The following is an 18,030-nucleotide window of genomic DNA, read 5'->3' as shown; positions in this document are numbered from 1 at the left end:
TGCCGGTCAAGGCAGCTCTCGCTGATGTTGAGCACGCCGTCCTCGAACCAGCGGATCGAGACGTCGCCCTCAAAGCTCGTGTTCTTGATGCGACGAGGCGCCCGCATCCAGGCGATGCGCCCCATCTCGCGACGCCAGAACCCCTCCGGGTCCCGACCCGCCTCCTCCACCATCGCACGACGCCGCGCCTCGTCCACCCGCGCGCCGCTCGCCCGCGGCTCAACCCGTAGCATCCCGTCGTCAGGCATACGCCCCTCCTCGTTCTTGGGGGCGATGAACGGCAGGACGGGGCGGCGGGTCCTTGCGCTGGATCAAGGCGGGGATCGAAAAAATAGGAACGCCCCCCGGCGTGAGGGCGTTCCCAGGTACCGAAAGCCGAAACAATAACGAGGTCAGCTCGAAATAACTGGTACCTCGGCCGAAGGGGCCTCCGCCCCGGCCGGCCCGCGCCGGGGCCGGCCGGCGGCGCTACCGGTTGATTGCGCCCGACCGGCCCACCGTCATCCGGTAGATCGCGAGCAAGATGACCGCCCCGACCACCGCCCCGATGAAGCCGGCGCCCTCGCCCGCGCGGTACCAGCCGACCGCCTGGCCCAGATAGGTCGCCACCACGGCGCCGATGATGCCAAGAAGGGTGGTGATGATGAAGCCGCCGGGGTCGCGCCCGGGCATGAGGAACTTCGCGACGATGCCCGCGAGCAGGCCGATGATGATGGTTCCGATGATACCCATGGGGGCGCTCCGCCAGGTTGTGGAAGCGGAGCGCGGGTCGGCATCGCGGGTTTCAGGCCGCCCGCGCCCGGGCCCGCCCCGGCGCGGCGCGGACGCCGCCCCCGGCGGGACCGCCGGGCACAGGCCGCCGGAAGAAATGTATCAGGTAACACGATTGTGTTGACGGGCGCCGCTGCCGATCCCAGGCTGGCGGCCGCAACACCTGCGCGGAACTCTCCATGCGCCTCCCCGTCCTCGCCATCCTCGCCCTTGCCGCCGCCGCGCCCGCCGCGGCCAGGGCCCAGCCCGCCCTCTCGGCCGAGCAACGGGTGATGGCGGAGGCGGCCATGCGCGCGCTGACCTCCCCCGCCGGACCGCCCCCGGCGGCGGTCCCGGCCCAGGCGGAGCCGAAGCCCCGCCTCCACGCCTGGCCCGGCCTCCTCGCCCGCTGGACGGCCGCCGCCGTCACCCAGGGCGAGGCGGAGCGGATGCTGGCGGACGGGCGCGCGGAATCCGCCTACCGCAACACCTGGGACGGCCAGCGCATCTACCTGACTGCGGCTGGCACCGGCGCGGTCACCTTCTTCCTGCCCCCCTCGACCGAGGAGAACCAGTCCTTCTCCCGCAAGGCGCGCGACGCGGGCGTCGAGTTCCTCGTGGAGGACGGCACCTGGGCGGACGTCGCCTCCACCGTCGCCAAGTTCCTCCTCGTCCTCGCGGGCGTCTGCGGGGTGCTCGTCTTCCTCTTCTGGCTCGACCGCCGCCGCACCCGCGGGCCGGGCCGCCGCGCCGCGCTCTTCCGCAAGGGCTCGCGCCGCGAGGCCGGCGCCGACGGCTCCCAGGGCGTGACCTTCGCCGACGTGGCGGGGCAGGACGCGGCCAAGGAATCCCTCCTCGAGGTCGTGGAGTTCCTGCGCGACCCGAAGCGCTTCGCGAACCTCGGCGCGCGCGTGCCCCGGGGCGTGCTGCTCGAGGGCGATCCCGGCAACGGCAAGACGCTCCTCGCCCGCGCCGTGGCGGGGGAGGCGGGGGTGCCCTTCTTCAGCGCCTCGGGCTCCGAGTTCGTGGAGATGTATGTCGGCATCGGCGCCCGCCGCGTGCGGGACCTCTTCGGGCGCGCGCGCAAGCACCCCGTCAGCATCGTCTTCATCGACGAGATCGACGTCGTCGGCCGGGCGCGCTCGGGCACGGCGCGCGACGGCGGCTCGCAGGAGCACGACCAGACCATCAACCAGCTCCTCACCGAGCTCGACGGCTTCGACCGCTCCTCCACCATCGTCCTCATCGCCGCGACCAACCGGGCGGACGTGCTCGACCCCGCGCTCACCCGCCCCGGCCGCATCGACCGGCGCGTCTTCGTGCCCGGGCCGGACGTGCGGAGCCGCGAGGCGATCCTCGGCGTCCACGCGCGACGCGTCCGCCTCGCCGGCGGCGTCAGCCTGCCCGAGGTCGCCAGCATGACCCCCGGCTTCTCCGGCGCGGACCTCGCCAACCTGCTGAACGAGGCCGCCATCGCCGCGACCCGCGCCAGCAAGGAGGCCGTGGACATGGAGGACCTCCGGGCCTCGATGGACCGCATCCTCCTCGGCGAGAAGCGCCCCGCCGGCGCCATGTCCGAGGCCGAGCGCCGCGTCGTCGCCTACCACGAGGCCGGCCACGCCATCGTCGCCATGCGCACGCCGGGCGCCGACCCGGTGCGCCGCGTCACCGTCGTCCCGCGCGGCCGCTCCCTCGGCGCCGTCGTTCAGACGCCCGACCAGGACCGCCACCTCTGGAGCCGCGGCCTGCTGCAGGGCCGCCTCGCCGTCACCATGGGCGGGCGCGCGGCGGAGGAGATCATCCTCGACCACGACGAGGTCACCGGCGGCGCCTCCGGCGACATCGCCCACGCCACGAAGGTCGCCCGCGAGATGCTCGGCCGATACGGCATGAACGCGGAGCTCGGCTGCGTGGACCTCCTCGGCGACGGCCGCGGGCCCGGCGCCGCCCCGGCCACGCTCGACCGGCTCGACCAGCTCGTGGTCACCGAGATCGCCCGCGCCCTGGTCACCGCGCGCGCCGTGCTGGAGGGGGAGATCGCCGCCCTGCACGCGCTCGCCCAGCGCCTGCTGGCGGAGGAGACCCTGACCGGCGAGGAGGCGCGCCGGACGGTGGACGCCGCGGCGCCCCGCCCTCTCGCCGCCGTCGCCTGACCGGGCGGGGGAGGGGGCCCGCCCCTTTCCCCGGCGCCCGCTTCGGCCGAGGCTGGGGGCCGTCGCGCCCTCCGCGGGGCGCGACGTCCTCCCCTGCGAAGGCTACCCGATGCGCCTCTGCCTCTTCGACGACGACCGCCTGGGGCTCGTGCGGCGCGATCCCGTCGCGGGCGACCTCGTCCACGATGCCAGCGCGGCCCTCGAGGCGCTGCCCGCCCGGCGCTACCCCTTCCCCCGTCACGACCTGCTGGTGGCGGCGCTGCCGGCGCTGCGCGCGCCCATCCTCGCCGCCGCCGACGCGCAGCCCGGCCGCCCCCTCGCCTCGGTGCGGCTCCGCCCGCCCGTCGCAAACCCCGGCAAGATCGTCGCGGCGCCCGTGAACTACCGCAAGCACCTCGAGGAGGCCGAGGCCGACCCCGCGACCTTCCACGCCGCGCACGTCCGCAAGATCGAGGAGACGGGCCTCTTCCTGAAGGCCACTTCCTCCCTCGCGGGCGCCTCGGACACCCTGCGCGTCAACCAGCCGGACCGCCGCACCGACCACGAGGTGGAGCTCGCGGCCATCATCGGCACGCCCTGCAAGGACGCGACGCGGGAGAACGCGCTGGGCCACGTCGCCGCCTACGCGATCGGCCTCGACATCACGATCCGCGGGCCGGAGGAGCGGAGCCTGCGGAAGTCGCCGGACACCTACACGGTCCTCGGCCCCTGGATGGTGACCGCCGACGAGATCGGGGACCCCGCTGCGCTCGACCTCCTCCTCGAGGTGAACGGCGAGGTCCGGCAGCGCGCCAACACGCGCGACCTCCTCCTCGACATCCCCGCGCTGATCGTCTTCGCCTCCCGCTTCTACACGCTCGAGCCCGGCGACATCCTCCTCACCGGCACGCCGGAGGGCGTGGGTCCCATCCGTCCCGGCGACACGATGCACGCCGCCATCGAGGGTATCGGCGCCATGACCCTCCGCGTGGCCTGAGCGGGGAGGGGGCGCTCAGCCCAGTGGCCCGGCCTCGAGCAGCGGCCGGGCCGCCGTCATGCTCCCCATCACGGCCCCCAGGTGGTCCCGCATCGCCGCCGCCGCCGCCTCGCGCCGCCCGGCCTGGATCAGGTCGAGGATCGCGAGGTGCTCCCGCGCCTGGCGGTGGAAGCGCTGGCGGTCCACGAGGGTCCGGTAGACGAGCAGCCGCCGCACGCGGTTCACCCGCTGCAGCGCCTCCAGCATGAAGGGGTTCCCGGAGGCGCCGACCACCGCCTCGTGGTAGCGCACGCCCCGCTCGTAGAGCGCGTCCGAGGTGGCGGCCTCGATCCCGCCGGCCAGCATGTGCTCCTCCACCGCGCGGCAGGCGGCGGCGGTCGCGGGATCGAGGCGGTAGCCGGGCTCGAGCAGGCTGGCCGGCTCGATCGCCAGGCGCAGGCGGTAGGTCTGCTCCAGCGCGTCGGGCGTCGTCAGCACGGAGGAGAAGCGCCACCCATAGCCCGCGCGCCGCTCCGCCCATCCCTCGGCCGCGATGCGGTCGAGAAGCTGGGCGAGCTGGCCGCGCGTCACGCCGTAGCGCTCGCGTAGGGCGGCCTCGGAGATGACGTCCGGCAGCCGCCCGGCCACGCGGTCCTCCGCCATGGCGAAGTAGACCCCGGACAGCCCGCCGCCCGTCCCGCGCCCGGCCAGGGCGGCCGCCGCCCCGCGCCCCTCGGGCGCGACGAAGAAGCCGCGGCGCGGCGCGGCCACGACGACCCCATGCTGCGCCAGGACGCGCAGGACCTGGCCGATCGGGAAGCGCGAGACGCCGAAGCGGTCCGCCAGGCGCTGCGCCGGCAGCCGCGTCCCGCCCGGCAGCGCGCCCGTGGCCACATCCTCCGCCAGGGCGTGGACGATCTGCGCGACGGTGCTGGTGGCGGCCTCTGGCATGCGGGCGGGGCGGACTCCGGTTCGCGGCCTGGGTAGGACGGCGGGGCGGCAGCGGCAATGCGGCGCCGTGCCGGTTGCATTTGATGTCGCCAACATGCAAAAGGAAGGCGAGGACGCCAAGCAAGGACCAAGGGCATGATCACCCGCCGCAACGCCGTCTCCGCGGGAGTTCTCGGGGGCCTCGCCCTGGCCGCCGGCCGAGCGACGGCCCAGCCGGCCTTCCCCAGCCGGCCCCTGCGCGCCATCGTCGGCTATCCCCCGGGCGGCGGCGTCGACATCGTCGCGCGGCTGGTGGGCGAGTCCATGCGCGGTGCCCTCGGCCAGCCCGTCGTCGTCGAGAACCGGGCGGGCGCCAGCGCCATGATCGGCGCCCAGGCCGTCGCGAAGGCCCCGGGCGACGGCTACACGATCCTCTTCGCCGCGGCGGGGGAGATCGCGGTCAATCCCGCCCTCTACCGCGAGCGCATGGCCTACGACGCGGAGCGCGAGCTGCTGCCGGTGGCCCTCTGCGGCACCGTGCCCTGCCTCGTCGTCGTGCCCTCGGCCCTGCCGGTCCGCACCCCGGCCGAGCTCATCGCCTACGCCCGCGCGAACAAGGGCAAGCTCTCCTTCTCCTCCTCCGGCATCGGCAACCCCCAGCACCTCGCGGGGGAGCTGATGAACCACATGGCCGGGACGGACGTGCTGCACGTTCCCTACCGCGGCTCCGCCCCCGCCGTGACCGACGTCGCGAGCGGGCGGGTGACGATGAGCTTCAGCAGCCTCGGCGCCGCGCTGCCGCTCATCCAGGACGGCAAGCTGCGCGCCGTCGCCGTGACCTCGCGCGAGCGCATGCCGCAGCTGCCGGACGTCGCGCCGCTGCGCGAGGCGCCGGGCCTCGCCGACTACGAGCTCATCAACTGGTTCGCCCTCTTCGCGCCGGGCGGCACGCCCGCGCCGGTGCTCGACCGGCTGGCCGAGGCCGCCGGGGCGGCCCTGCAGGACCCCCCGCTCGCGGCGAAGCTGACCGAGCAGGGCATCATCCCGCGCCGCCTCTCGCGGGAAGCCTTCGGCGCCTTCGTGCGCGAGGAGGCCGTGAAGTTCGCCGGCATCATCCGCGACGCGCGGATCACGGCCGAGGGGTGAGGGGCCCCCCGCGCGGGCCCGCAGGCAAGGAATTCCCATGACCGAGACGCTCATCCCCGAGGACCGCCTCCTCGGCCTCGCCACCCGCGCCCTCGCGCGCGGCGGCCTGCGCGAGGCCGACGCGGCCCTCGCCGCCCGGGTCCTCGTGCTCGCCGACATGTTCGGCGTGCGCACGCACGGGATCAGCCGCGTCCCGCAATACCTCGACCGCGTCCGCCTCGGCGGCATCGACGCGGCGGCCGAGGTGCAGGTGGCGCGCATGGCGCCGGGGCTGTCGATGGTGGACGGGCGGAACGGCGTCGGCCCCCTCGTCGGCATGCGCGCGCTGCAGGCGGCCATGGAATCCGCCCGCGAGGTCGGCATCGGCGCCGCCTTCGCGCGCGGCAGCAACCACTTCGGCCCGATCCTGCCCTACGCCTACCTCGCCGCCGGGGAGGGCTTCGCGAGTGTCATCGCGAGCAACGCGACGACCACCATCGCGCCCTGGGGCGGCAAGGACACGCGGGTGGGCAACAACCCGCTCGGCATCGGCATGCCCAACCCCGGCGGCGACCCGATCATCCTCGACATCGCGCTCTCCGTCGCCGCCCGCGCCAAGATCCGCAAGCTGCTGCAGCAGGGCGAGCCCATGCCGGAGGGCTGGGCCGCGGACGCCGACGGCAAGCCCACCACCGACCCGCGCAAGGGGCTGGAGGGCTTCCTCCTGCCCGTCGGCGGGCACAAGGGCTACGGCCTCGCGGTCATGGTGGACCTGCTCGCCGGCCTCCTCTCGGGCGCCGCCTACCTCACCCATGTCCAGGCCTGGGACAAGAACCCCGGGGCCGCGCAGAACCTCGGCCACGTCTTCATCCTCATCGACACCACGAAGCTCCACGCGGCCGACTGGATGCGCGAGCGCCTGGCCGATTTCGGCGCCATCCTGCGGGGCACGCCCGCCGCCGATCCCGCGCAGCCCGTGATGGCGCCGGGCGACCGCGAGATGGCGATGCTGGCGCGGGCGCGGCGCGACGGCGTTCCCGTCGCGGCCGCCGACCTCGCCGCCGTCGAGGCCCTGGCCTAAACCGGCGAACCCGGGCGGGCCCGCCGGCCCCTCTGCGAGAAGAGAGAGCGCGAACCCATGGCCTGGACCGTCGAGAGCCTGCAGCAGGGCTACCCCGGCAAGTCGAAGCACCACGGCGGCCTCGGCTGGAGCACCATCGCGCTCGCCCGCGGACCGGAGGGGCGCCTCGCCGTGCTCGACACCGGCGGCTTCGGCGCGCGGCGCCGCCTGCTGACGCAGCTCGCGGCCGCGGGGGTCGCGCCGGAGGACGTCACGGACCTCCTGCTGACGCATCTCCACTACGACCACTGCCTCAACTGGCCGATGTTCCCGCGCGCCACCCTCCATGCCGGCGCGGCGGAGCTCGAGATGGCGCTCGGCCTGCCGGACGGCGACCCGCTCTACCCCGAGTTCACGATCCGCGAGCTGGCGCGCCACCCCCGGCTGCGGCGGCTGGAGGACGGCCCGACCGGCCTGCCGGGCATCGCCTGCTTCACCGCGCCCGGCCACACGATGCACCACCTCGTCTTCGTGCTGGAGGGGCCGGTGCGCACGATCTTCTCGGCGGACGTGGCGAAGAACCGGTCGGAGCTCGCGACGGGCCGCGCGGACATGACCCTCGACGCCGCGGCCCACGCCGCCTCCATCGCCCGGCTGAACGCCGCCTGGCGCGAGGTGCCCGGCACCCTCCTCCTGCCGGGCCACGACCTGCCGCTCCTCCTCGACGAGGCCGGCAACATGGTCGCCCAGGGGGACCGCACCGCCGCCATCGACGCCTGGTTCGGCGCCTCGCTCGAGGAGGTGACGCGCTTTGACCTCACGGAAGGGGCGGCGTGACCCGCGGTCGCCCTTCACGGGAGGACCCCCGGTGAAGCAGCGCTCCATCCCCGCCGTCTTCATGCGGGGCGGCACGAGCAAGGCCATCCTGTTCCACGCGCGCGACCTGCCGGCGGACCGCGCGGCCTGGGACGCCCTCTTCGCCGCCGCCATGGGCACGCCCGATCCCTACGGGCGGCAGCTCGACGGCATGGGCGGCGGCGTCTCGTCGCTCTCGAAGGTCTGCGTGATCGCGCCCTCGCCGCGCGCGGACGCCGACGTGGACTACACCTTCGCCCAGGTGCTGATCCGCGAGAACCACGTCGACTACCGCGGCAACTGCGGCAACATGAGCTCGGCCGTCGGCCCCTTCGCGGTGGACGAGGGCCTCGTGGAGGCGCGGGGCGAGAGCGCGACGGTCCGCATCCACAACACCAACACCGGCAAGATCATCCACGGCACCTTCCCGGTCGAGGAGGGCCGCGCGCGCTACGACGGCGACCTCGCCATCCCCGGCGTGGGCGGGACGGGCGCGCCGGTCCGGCTCGACTTCCTCCGCCCGGGCGGCGCCACCACCGGGCGCCTGCTGCCCACCGGCCGCCCAATGGACCGGCTGGAGGTGCCCGGCTTCGGGGCGATCGAGGCCTCGCTGGTGGACGCCGCCAACGCCGCCGTCTTCGTCCGCGCGCGAGACCTCGGCCTCTCCGGCACCGAATTGCCCGAGGAGCTTGAGGCCCGCCCCGACCTCCTGCGCCTCCTCGACGGGATCCGCCGCCAGGCCTCCGTCCTCATGGGTATCGCGCCCGACCCGGAGGCGGCGCGGGCGATCAGCACGGTGCCCTATATCGGCTTCGTCAGCCCCCCGGCCGCGGCCCCGACGCTCTCGGGCGAGCCCCTGGCGGCCTCGGCCATGGACCTCGCGGCCCGGATCATCTCGAACGGCCAGCCGCACCGCGCCCTGCCGCTGACGGGCTCGCTCTGCACGGCGGTCGCCGCCCGCATCCGGGGCACGGTGGTCGCGGAGATGCGGCGTGACGACGCCGCGGCGGGCCCCCTCCGCCTCGGCATGCCCTCGGGGGTGCTGACCGTCGGCGCCGACGTCGTGGAGGAGGAGGGCGCCTGGGAGGCGCGCGCGGGCTCCTTCTACCGCACCGCGCGGCGCCTCTTCGACGGGCGGGTCTGGCTGCCCGGGCGGGCAGGGGGCTAGAGCGCGGCCTCCTCGAAGCCGACGAGCTCCACGCCCTCCTCGACCATGTCGCCGACGGCGCAGCGGACCGCCGCCACCCGGCCCTCGCGCGGGGCGCGAAGGGTGATCTCGGTCTTCATCGCCTCCACCACCAGCAGCGGCGCGTCCTTCGCGACGGCGTCGCCGGGCGCCACCATCACGCGGGTCACGCGGCCGGGCACGGGCGCCATGACGCGCTGGCCGCCGGCCGCCTCGGTCCGGGGCGGCGCCAGCGGGTCGTCGTGGAGCAGCGCGTGGTTGCGCCCGGCGAGGATCACCGTCAGCTCCTCCCCGCGCCGGACCACGCGCAGCCGCCGCGTGACGCCGTCGACCCGCAGCAGGGCGCCCGCCTCGTCCTCCGACAGCGCCGCCTCGACGCTGCCCCCCGGCAGGTCGAGGCGAAGGCTCCCGTCCGGCCGCGGGTGCGCGCGCAGCGTGACCGGATCCGCCTCGCCCTCGCGGAAGCGGAGGTCCTGGTAGCCGTCGCCGTTCATCCGCCAGGCATTGGCCGCGGCCCAGGGGGACCAGGGGTCGCCTGTGGCGCCGGCCGCCGCCTCCGCGGCGGCGCGCCGGTCGGCAAGCACCGTCAGCGCCGCCGCCGCGAGCACCGCCTCCCTCTCGCCCTCCGGCGCCTCGGCCCCGGCCGGCATCAGCGCCGCCGCGTGGCGCGCGATGAAGCCGGTGTCGAGCTCGGCGGCCGCGAAGGCGGGGTGCGCCGCGATGGCGCGCAGCAGGCCGAGGTTGGTCGTCAGCCCGACGACCTCGTACTCCGCCAGCGCCGCCGCCAGCCGCCGCACCGCGGCCGGCCGGTCCGCGCCCCAGACGACTAGCTTGGCGATCATCGGGTCGTAGTTGGGCGTGATCGCGTCGCCCTCGACGACGCCGGTGTCCACCCGCACCTCGCCCGGCACCTCCCGCGGCTGACGAAGATGGCGGAGCGTGCCGACCGCCGGCAGGAAGTCCCGCGTGGGGTCCTCGGCGTAGACGCGCGCCTCGATGGCGTGGCCGCGCAGGCCGAGGCGATCCTCCCCGAGCGGCAGCGGCTCGCCGGCCGCGACGCGCAGCTGCCACTCCACGAGGTCGAGGCCGGTGACCATCTCGGTCACGGGGTGCTCGACCTGCAGCCGCGTGTTCATCTCCATGAAGTAGAAGGCGTCGCCTTCCGCGATGAACTCCACCGTGCCGGCGCCGACGTACCCCACCGCCCGCGCCGCGGCGACGGCGGCCTCGCCCATGCTGCGCCGCCGCGCGGGGTCCATCCCCGGCGCCGGCGCCTCCTCGATCACCTTCTGGTGCCGCCGCTGAATCGAGCAGTCCCGCTCGAACAGGGAGACGGTGTTGCCCTGCGTGTCCGCGAAGACCTGGATCTCGATGTGCCGCGGCCGGGTGAGATACTTCTCGACCAGCACGCGGTCGTCGCCGAAGGAGGCCAGCGCCTCCCGCTTCGCGCCCTCCACCGCGGCGTCCAGCTCCGCGGGCGCGGCCACGATCCGCATCCCCTTGCCGCCGCCCCCGGCCGAGGCCTTGATGAGCACGGGATAGCCGATGCGCACCGCCTCCCGCGCCAGCAGGCCGGGGTCCTGGTCCGCCCCGTGGTAGCCGGGCACCAGCGGCACGCCGGAGCGCTCCATCAGCGCCTTCGACTCCGCCTTCGAGCCCATGGCGCGGATCGCGTCCGGCGGCGGGCCGATGAAGACGATCCCCGCGTCGCGGCAGGCGGCCGCGAAGTCCGCGTTCTCCGAGAGGAAGCCGTAGCCCGGGTGGATCGCCTCGGCGCCGGACCGCCGCGCGGCGTCGAGGATGCGCTCCCCGACAAGGTAGCTCTCCCGCGCCGGCGCCGGGCCGATCGGCCAGGCCTCGTCGGCCATCCGCGCGTGCCGGGCGCCCGCGTCGGCCTCCGAGTAGACGGCGACGGTCGCGACGCCGAGGCGGCGCGCGGTCGCGATGACGCGGCAGGCGATCTCGCCGCGGTTGGCGATCAGGATCTTGCGGAACACGTCGATCCCTCCCGTCCCGGGCGCTGGCCGGGGAGGGCGGCCGCGGCCGCCTTCGTGGTGCTGCTCATCCGGCGTCTCCCCCTACATCCGGAACAGGCCGAAGCGGGTCGGCGGGATGGGCGCGTTCAGGCTGGCCGAGAGGCCGAGGGCAAGCACGCGCCTTGTGTCCGCGGGGTCGATCACCCCGTCGTCCCAGAGGCGCGCGCTGGAGTAGTAGGGGTGGCCCTGCACCTCGTACTGCTCGCGGATCGGCGCCTTGAAGGCCTCCTCCTCCTCGGTAGGCCAGCTTCCGCCGCGCGCCTCGATGCCGTCCCGCCGCACCGTCGCCAGCACCGAGGCCGCCTGCTCGCCGCCCATCACGCCGATGCGCGCGTTCGGCCACATCCAGAGGAAGCGCGGCGAATAGGCGCGGCCGCACATGCCGTAGTTCCCCGCGCCGAAGCTGCCGCCGATGATGACGGTGAACTTCGGCACGGCGGCGGTCGCGACGGCCGTCACCATCTTCGCGCCGTCCTTGGCAATGCCGCCCGCCTCGTATTTCCGCCCCACCATGAAGCCCGTGATGTTCTGCAGGAACACCAGCGGCACGCCGCGCTGCGCGCAGAGCTCGATGAAGTGGGCGCCCTTCTGCGCGCTCTCGCTGAACAGGATGCCGTTGTTGGCGACGATCCCCACCGGGTATCCCCAGATATGGGCGAAGCCGCAGACCAGCGTCGCGCCGTAGAGGCGCTTGAACTCGTCGAACTCGCTGCCGTCCACCAGCCGCGCGATCACCTCGCGCACGTCGTAGGGGGTGCGCAGGCTGGAGGGCACGACGCCGTAGATCTCCTCGGGCGCGTGGCGCGTCGGCACGGGCCGGCGGATCTCGAGCGCCGGCCGCTTCACCTCGTTCAGCCCCGCCACGATGCGCCGCGCGATGCCGAGCGCGTGGGCGTCGTTCTCCGCCAGGTGGTCGGTGACGCCCGAGGTGCGGCTGTGCACCTCCGCGCCGCCCAGGTCCTCGGCGCTGACCACCTCGCCGGTGGCGGCCTTCACCAGCGGCGGGCCCGCGAGGAAGATGGTGCCCTGGTTGCGGACGATGACGCTCTCGTCGCACATGGCCGGCACATAGGCGCCGCCGGCCGTGCAGGACCCCATGACGACCGCGATCTGCGGAATGCCCTGGGCCGACATGGTGGCCTGGTTGTAGAAGATGCGCCCGAAATGGTCGCGACCCGGGAAGACCTCGTCCTGGTTCGGCAGGTTCGCGCCGCCGCTGTCCACGAGGTAGACGCAGGGCAGCCGGTTCTGCTGCGCGATCTCCTGCGCCCGCAGGTGCTTCTGCACGGTCAGCGGGAAGTAGGTCCCGCCCTTCACCGTGGCGTCGTTCGCCACGATCATGCACTCGCGCCCCGACACGCGGCCGATGCCCGTGACGATCCCCGCCGAGGGCACCTCGCCGCCGTAGAGCCCGTGCGCCGCGAGCTGCCCGACCTCGAGGAAGGGCGAGACCGGGTCGATCAGCGCCCGGATGCGGTCGCGCGGCAGGAGCTTGTTGCGCCCGAGATGCTTCTCCCGCGCCGCCTGGCCGCCGCCGAGGCGCACCGCCCCGGCGGTCCGCCGCAGGTCCTCCACCAGCGCGCGCATCGCCTCCGCGTTGGCGACGGCCTCGGGGGAGCGCAGGTCGACCGCGGTCTCGATCACCGGCATCGCGGCGCTCCCTCAGGCCGTCTCGGCGAAGAGCTCGCGCCCGATGAGCATGCGCCGGATCTCGCTCGTGCCCGCGCCGATCTCGTAGAGCTTCGCGTCGCGCAGCAGGCGCCCCGTCGGGTAGTCGTTGATGTAGCCGTTGCCGCCGAGAGCCTGAATGGCCTCCAGCGCCATCCAGGTGGCCTTCTCCGCGGCGTAGAGGATGGCACCCGCCGCGTCCTTCCGCGTCGTCTGCCCGCGGTCGCAGGCCTTGGCGACGGTGTAGACGTAGGACTTGGCGGCCGACATCACCGTGTACATGTCGGCGATCTTGCCCTGCATGAGCTGGAACTCGCCGATCGGCTTGCCGAACTGCTTGCGGTCGTGGACGTAGGGCAGGACGATGTCGAGGCAGGCCTGCATGATGCCGAGCGGCCCCGCGGCCAGCACCGCGCGCTCGTAGTCGAGCCCGCTCATCAGCACGTTCACCCCGCGGCCCTCCGCGCCGAGCACGTTCTCGGCGGGCACCTCGCAGTTCTCGAAGACCAGCTCGCAGGTGTTCGAGCCGCGCATGCCGAGCTTGTCGAGCTTCTGCGCCGTGGTGAAGCCCTTGAAGCCCTTCTCGATGAGGAAGGCCGTGATGCCGCGCGGCCCCGCCGCGGGATCGGTCTTGGCGTAGACCACGAGCACGTTCGCGTCGGGCCCGTTGGTGATCCAGAACTTGCCGCCGTTGAGGATGTAGCGGTCCCCGCGCCGCTCGGCCCGGGTGCGCATGCCCACCACGTCCGACCCCGCGCCCGGCTCGCTCATCGCGAGCGCGCCGACGTGCTCGCCGGTGATGAGCTTCGGCAGGTAGCGCGCCTTCTGCTCCTCGTTCCCGTTGCGCGCGATCTGGTTCACGCAGAGGTTGGAGTGCGCGCCGTAGGAGAGGCCGACGCTCGCCGAGGCCCGGCTCAGCTCCTCCATCGCCACGCAGTGCTCGAGATAGCCCATGCCCGCCCCGCCGTACTCCTCGGGCGCCGTGATGCCGAGGAGGCCGAGGTCGCCGAACTTGCGCCAGAGGTCGGCCGGGAACTCGTTGCTGCGGTCGATCTCGGCCGCGCGCGGGGCGATCTCGTCGGCCGCGAAGGCTGCCACCTGCCCGCGCAGCGCGTCGGCCGTCTCGCCGAGGTCGTAGTTGAGCCCCTGCAAGCTGTTGGACATGAGCGGTTTCCCTCCCGACGGCCGGCTGCCACGGCGCCTTTGCCGCTAGCGTTAGGCAAAAGAAGCGGGCAGCACAAGCGGCTTACCAACTACCAACCGTTAGTTTAACCCTGCCCGGCGCCGCGGCCGGGACCCGCCGCGGCGGGGCCTTGGCATGGGAGAGGGTCGTGGGTCGTATCGCAGGATCGAGCGGGGCGCGCACCGCGGCCTCCATCCGCCGGGCCGGCCTCCGGCTCATCTACCGCCGCGGCTTCGAGGCGATGAGCCTGCGCGAGCTGGCCGCCGAGGTCGGGATCCAGGCCGCCTCGCTCTACAACCACATCCGCACGAAGCAGGACCTGCTCTTCGACCTTATCCGCGAGCACATGGAGAGGCTGCTGGCCCACACCGACCTCGCCCTGGCCGCGGCGCCCGCGGGCGCGGAGGACCGTCTGCGCGCCTTCGTCGCGAGCCACGTCACCTACCACCTGGAGAGAAAGCACGAGGTCTTCGTCGCCAACTTCGAGCTGCGCGCCCTCGACCCCCGCCACTTCGCCGCCATCGTCGCGCTCCGCCGCGCCTACGAGGAGAAGCTCGTCGCGGTGCTCGACCTCGGCGTGGCGCGGGGCGAGTTCCGCATCGGCGACACCCGCATCACCGCCTACGCCATCCTCGCGATGCTGACGGGCGCCTGCACCTGGTACAAGCCGGAGGGGCGCCTGACGAAGCAGGAGGTCGTGGCGCTGCACACGGGCCTGGTGATGCACGGCTGCCTGGGGCTGGCGCCAACGGAGGGCCGCAGCGGAACGGGCCTGGCCGCCCTCAGCAGGGATTCATGATGGCCTGAGGGGCCTCGGCCGGCGGCGCGCCCTCGCGCAGGGGGTGCCAGGTGCCGTGGGTGAGGATCTCGCTCGGGCGGAAGCCGGCCTTGTAGGCCATCTTGGCGCTCTGCGGCACCCAGTAGCCGAGATAGACGTAGGGAAGTCCGAGCGCCCGCGCCCGGTCCACGAGGTGCAGGATCGCGAGCGTGCCCAGCGAGCGCCCGGCGTGGTCGGGCTCGAAGTAGGAGTAGACGGCCGAGAGCCCGTCCTTCAGCCAGTCCGTGAGGCAGGCGCCGACGAGGCGGTCCGGCGATTCGCGGAACTCGATCAGCATGGTCGTGATCGGCGTGTCCTCGACCATGGCGCGGTAGTCGTAGAAGCCCATAGCCGCCATGTCGCCGTCCCGGTGCCGCGCCCGCTGGTAGCGCTGGAAGAGGGCGAACTGCTCCGCCGTCGCCCGCGCCGGCACCTCCTGGGCCACCACTGCCTCGTTCGCCCGCAGCACCCGCCGGTGGGTGCGGGAGGGCTTGAAGTCCTCCACCACGATGCGGATGGGGATGCAGGACTGGCAGCCCGGGCAGACCGGGGCGTAGGCGATGTTGTGGCTGCGCCGGAACCCGGCGCGGGAGAGCCGGTCGTGCAGCGCCTCGCCCTCCGGCCCTGACAGCTCGGTCACGACCTTCCGCTCGGTCCTCCCGGCCAGGTAGGGGCAGGGCAGGGGGGCCGTGGTGTAGAAGAACTGCGGACGACGTTGGGCACGGTGCAGCATTCGGGGTCCACTCTCGACGGAACCGGGGCCGCCGTCCATGGCTAGCGCGCCGTCCGCGGGCGGGTTTCGCGAGTCGCCGCTCACGGCCGCAGCCCCAGCCGGGCCGTCACGCGCGCCTTGGCGCCGAACGGCTCCACCCGCCCGGCCACCCAGCCCTCGTTCATATCGCCCCAGTGGCGGGAGAAGGGGTTGCCCGACTGCCCCGTGGCGATCGCGGCCAGCACCCCCTCGGGCGTGGAGAGGTCCATCACGATCCGCAGCCCCGGCCCGTGAACGTGGGAGAAGTCCCGCGCCATGCCGCCGCGGTTCACCGTCTCGTTGTCGCCGGGCGTGGGCGCCTCGATGCGCAGCCAGTCCGCCAGCACGGGCACGAAGCGCAGCAAGGGGTGCTCCAGCCGCACGCGGTGCACCGCCCCCCAGCGCCAGGCCGAGGGGTCCGGCCCGAAGCGGGGCTCCAGCGCCGCCACCGCCGCCTCCAGCGCCCGGGCCGAGAGCGCCTCGCATCCCCCCGCCCCGCACCAGGCGGCCCCGGCCGGGGAGAGGAGCAGCCGGAGGAACTCCGGCCCAACAACGAAGGCCCCCTCGGGCACGCCGCCCTCGGCGAGCGCCAGCCGGCCCAGCTCCCGCGCCCAGGCGTTGAAGACCAGCGGCTGCGGCAGGCCGGGCAGCATCGCCCCGTCCCAGCGCCCCATCAGGTCGCGCGCGGCGCCCGCCACCCCCTCCGGCCGAGGGGGCGCGAGCAGCAGCGGCAGCATCTCTCGCGCGTGCAGGCTGATCGCGTCCGCCTGCATCGCCGCGAAGTCGGCGGGCGCGTGGCGCGGGCGCTCGCGCAGCATCTCGCCGATGCGGCGGAAGCGCCAGTCGCCGAACCAGTCGCGCCCGAGGAAGGGCTCGTGCCCCGCCGGCTGCACCCGGTTGTTCGCGTTGGCCAGCACGCCGCTCGCGGGCGCCTCGGCATGGGGCATGGCGTCGAAGGGCACCCAGCCCCGCCAGTCATGCGACCCGTCCCAGCCGGGCGCGGGCAGGGAGCCGTCGCCGGCGGCGCGCACCGGCGTGCGGCCGGTCAGGAACATGGCGATCCCCCCCGCCGTGTCCGCCACCATGAGGTTCTGCGCGGGGGACGCGATCAGCGCCGCCGCCGCGCGCGCCTCCGGGACAGACCCAGCCCGGTTCAGCGCCAGCAGCCCCGCCGCCTGGGTGTCGGCGGGGGCGAGGCTGGCCATGGAGACGGCCAGCACCTGCCCCTCCGGCGGCCGCTCGTCGAGGTCCGAGAGCACCGGCCCGTGCCGCGTCTCCCGCACCCGGATCACGACGTCCGGCCCCCCGCGCACGCCGATCCGCTCCTCGCGCACGGCAAAGGGGCGCCGCCCCTCCGGCGTCTCGTAGGCGTCGTCGCCCGCCAGGCGCTCGACGAAGACGTCCTGCGTGTCGGAATGCGTGGTGGTGAAGCCCCAGGCCAGCCGCTCGTTCCGCCCGATCACCATCATCGGCACGCCCGGCGCCGTGGCCCCCGCCAGGAAGCGCCCGCCCGGCAGCTCGATCCGCGCGAGGTACCAGAGCGCCGGCGCCCCAAGCGCGAGATGCGGGTCCGAGGCCAGCAGCGCGCCCCCCGTCGCCGAGCGCGCGGGCGCGACCGCCCAGGCGTTGGAGGCCGAGGGCGGCAGCGGCGCGTCCTCCCCCCAGCGCGGCGTCGCGTCGAGCAGGCCGGCGAGGCGCTCCGGCGGGGGCAGGAAGGCGAGGTCCGGCCGCCCCGGGCTGTCGTCGGAGGGCCAGAGCTCCGCCAGCCGCTCCGGCGGCAGCACGGCGGCCAGCCGCGCCCGCTCCACCTCCGTCCGCCAGTTGCCCGACAGCCAGACGCCCATGATCTTGCCCCAGAGAAGGCTGTCCGCCGCCCGCCAGGGCTCGGGCTGGCCGAGCGGGATGAACTCGGGCGCGGCGAAGCGGCCATGGGTCTTGATCCAGGCGTTCACCCCGTCCGCGTAGGCCTCCAGCATGTCCCGCGCCTCGGGCGGCAGCGCCACGAGGTCCGCCCGCGCCCGCTCCTGCAGCCCCAGTGTCCGCATGGTGCGGTCCAGCCGAAGCGTGGCCGGCCCCGCGATCTCGCTCAGCCGCCCCGCGCCGTTGCGGCGCGTCATCTCCATCTGGAACAGCCGGTCCCGCGCGTGCAGCACGCCGAGCGCCATGGCGGCGTCGCGCTCGGTCCGGGCGCGGATGCGGGGCACGCCGCGGGGGTCGAAGTCGATCTCGACCGGCGCGGAGAGGCCGGGCAGGCGCAGCGCCTCCACCTCCGCCGGCAGCGTCGCCCAGAGCAGCGCCGCGATCCCCGCCGCTGCCAGCACGGGCAGGGCGACCAGCAGCGCGAGGCCGCGCCAGAGCCACCGCCAGGGCGAGCGGGGGCGCCGCCGCCAGCGCGCGAGCCGGCCGCGCACCCGCCCGGGGCGCCCCGGCGGGGGGGCGCCGCCCTCCGGGATCCTGCTCTGCCCGTCCTGGGCCCCCCTGGGAATGCGGCTCGGCCGGGTCGTCAACGCCATGGCGGGATACTGGCCCCGCCACCCGCCCGCTCCAAGGGCCGGAACGGC

Annotated in this window: 15 protein-coding genes; 7 read left to right on the top strand and 8 right to left on the bottom strand. The window is 74.6% G+C overall.

Annotated features, from left to right (window positions below; genetic code table 11):
• Both EAH89_RS06365 and EAH89_RS06360 read right to left on the bottom strand, forming a co-directional pair.
• Positions 1 to 248, bottom strand: a 248-nt coding sequence (locus EAH89_RS06365; protein WP_277753776.1) for an acetyl-coenzyme A synthetase N-terminal domain-containing protein, incomplete at its 3' end; no start/stop codon positions are given.
• Between the two features lie 220 nt (positions 249 to 468).
• Complete coding sequence (locus tag EAH89_RS06360; protein WP_140881934.1) at positions 469 to 732, bottom strand: GlsB/YeaQ/YmgE family stress response membrane protein; 264 nt, start codon at positions 730 to 732, stop codon at positions 469 to 471.
• Between the two features lie 218 nt (positions 733 to 950).
• Here EAH89_RS06360 and ftsH point away from each other — a divergent pair, with 218 nt between their 5' ends.
• On the top strand, positions 951 to 2,903 hold the full coding sequence (ftsH, locus tag EAH89_RS06355; protein ID WP_140881933.1) for an ATP-dependent zinc metalloprotease FtsH: 1,953 nt from the start codon (positions 951 to 953) through the stop codon (positions 2,901 to 2,903).
• Between the two features lie 109 nt (positions 2,904 to 3,012).
• Positions 3,013 to 3,879, top strand: a complete 867-nt coding sequence (locus EAH89_RS06350; RefSeq protein WP_140881932.1) for a fumarylacetoacetate hydrolase family protein — start codon at positions 3,013 to 3,015, stop codon at positions 3,877 to 3,879.
• Between the two features lie 15 nt (positions 3,880 to 3,894).
• Here EAH89_RS06350 and EAH89_RS06345 read toward each other — a convergent pair whose 3' ends face one another.
• Complete coding sequence (locus EAH89_RS06345) at positions 3,895 to 4,809, bottom strand: GntR family transcriptional regulator (RefSeq protein WP_140881931.1); 915 nt, start codon at positions 4,807 to 4,809, stop codon at positions 3,895 to 3,897.
• Positions 4,810 to 4,944: 135 nt separating this feature from the next.
• Here EAH89_RS06345 and EAH89_RS06340 point away from each other — a divergent pair, with 135 nt between their 5' ends.
• Genes EAH89_RS06340 through EAH89_RS06325 form a run of 4 tightly spaced genes read left to right on the top strand, consistent with a single transcriptional unit; the run spans position 4,945 to position 8,996 of the window.
• Positions 4,945 to 5,934: a Bug family tripartite tricarboxylate transporter substrate binding protein gene (locus EAH89_RS06340; protein ID WP_140881930.1), complete on the top strand. Its 990-nt coding sequence runs from the start codon at positions 4,945 to 4,947 to the stop codon at positions 5,932 to 5,934.
• A gap of 37 nt (positions 5,935 to 5,971) precedes the next feature.
• A complete protein-coding gene (locus tag EAH89_RS06335; protein ID WP_140881929.1) occupies positions 5,972 to 6,994 on the top strand; it encodes an Ldh family oxidoreductase in 1,023 nt (340 codons plus the stop codon).
• A 57-nt stretch (positions 6,995 to 7,051) separates the two neighbouring features.
• Complete coding sequence (locus tag EAH89_RS06330; RefSeq protein WP_140881928.1) at positions 7,052 to 7,810, top strand: MBL fold metallo-hydrolase; 759 nt, start codon at positions 7,052 to 7,054, stop codon at positions 7,808 to 7,810.
• Between the two features lie 31 nt (positions 7,811 to 7,841).
• Positions 7,842 to 8,996, top strand: coding sequence for a 2-methylaconitate cis-trans isomerase PrpF family protein (locus EAH89_RS06325; RefSeq protein ID WP_140881927.1), 1,155 nt, complete (start codon positions 7,842 to 7,844; stop codon positions 8,994 to 8,996).
• Here the strand turns inward: EAH89_RS06325 and EAH89_RS06320 are convergent.
• From EAH89_RS06320 to EAH89_RS06310, 3 genes are all read right to left on the bottom strand, one after another.
• Positions 8,993 to 11,011: an acetyl/propionyl/methylcrotonyl-CoA carboxylase subunit alpha gene (locus tag EAH89_RS06320; protein ID WP_140881926.1), complete on the bottom strand. Its 2,019-nt coding sequence runs from the start codon at positions 11,009 to 11,011 to the stop codon at positions 8,993 to 8,995. The genes EAH89_RS06325 and EAH89_RS06320 overlap by 4 nt on opposite strands.
• A gap of 81 nt (positions 11,012 to 11,092) precedes the next feature.
• Entirely contained in the window at positions 11,093 to 12,700 is a 1,608-nt protein-coding gene (locus EAH89_RS06315; protein ID WP_140881925.1) for a carboxyl transferase domain-containing protein, read from the bottom strand.
• A 12-nt stretch (positions 12,701 to 12,712) separates the two neighbouring features.
• Complete coding sequence (locus EAH89_RS06310; RefSeq protein WP_140881924.1) at positions 12,713 to 13,882, bottom strand: isovaleryl-CoA dehydrogenase; 1,170 nt, start codon at positions 13,880 to 13,882, stop codon at positions 12,713 to 12,715.
• A gap of 167 nt (positions 13,883 to 14,049) precedes the next feature.
• Here EAH89_RS06310 and EAH89_RS06305 point away from each other — a divergent pair, with 167 nt between their 5' ends.
• Positions 14,050 to 14,700: a TetR/AcrR family transcriptional regulator gene (locus tag EAH89_RS06305; RefSeq protein ID WP_140881923.1), complete on the top strand. Its 651-nt coding sequence runs from the start codon at positions 14,050 to 14,052 to the stop codon at positions 14,698 to 14,700.
• Here EAH89_RS06305 and EAH89_RS06300 read toward each other — a convergent pair.
• A complete protein-coding gene (locus EAH89_RS06300) occupies positions 14,684 to 15,451 on the bottom strand; it encodes an arginyltransferase (RefSeq protein WP_140881922.1) in 768 nt (255 codons plus the stop codon). The two genes, EAH89_RS06305 and EAH89_RS06300, sit on opposite strands and share 17 nt — an antisense overlap.
• Positions 15,452 to 15,531: 80 nt before the next feature.
• Entirely contained in the window at positions 15,532 to 17,982 is a 2,451-nt protein-coding gene (locus tag EAH89_RS06295) for a penicillin acylase family protein (RefSeq protein ID WP_140881921.1), read from the bottom strand.
• Positions 17,983 to 18,030: the final 48 nt, after the last annotated feature.

It is taken from the genome of Muricoccus nepalensis (assembly GCF_006438825.1).
GTDB classification, from domain to species: Bacteria; Pseudomonadota; Alphaproteobacteria; order Acetobacterales; family Acetobacteraceae; genus Roseomonas; species Roseomonas nepalensis.
This window is presented reverse-complemented; position numbering and strand designations above follow the sequence as displayed.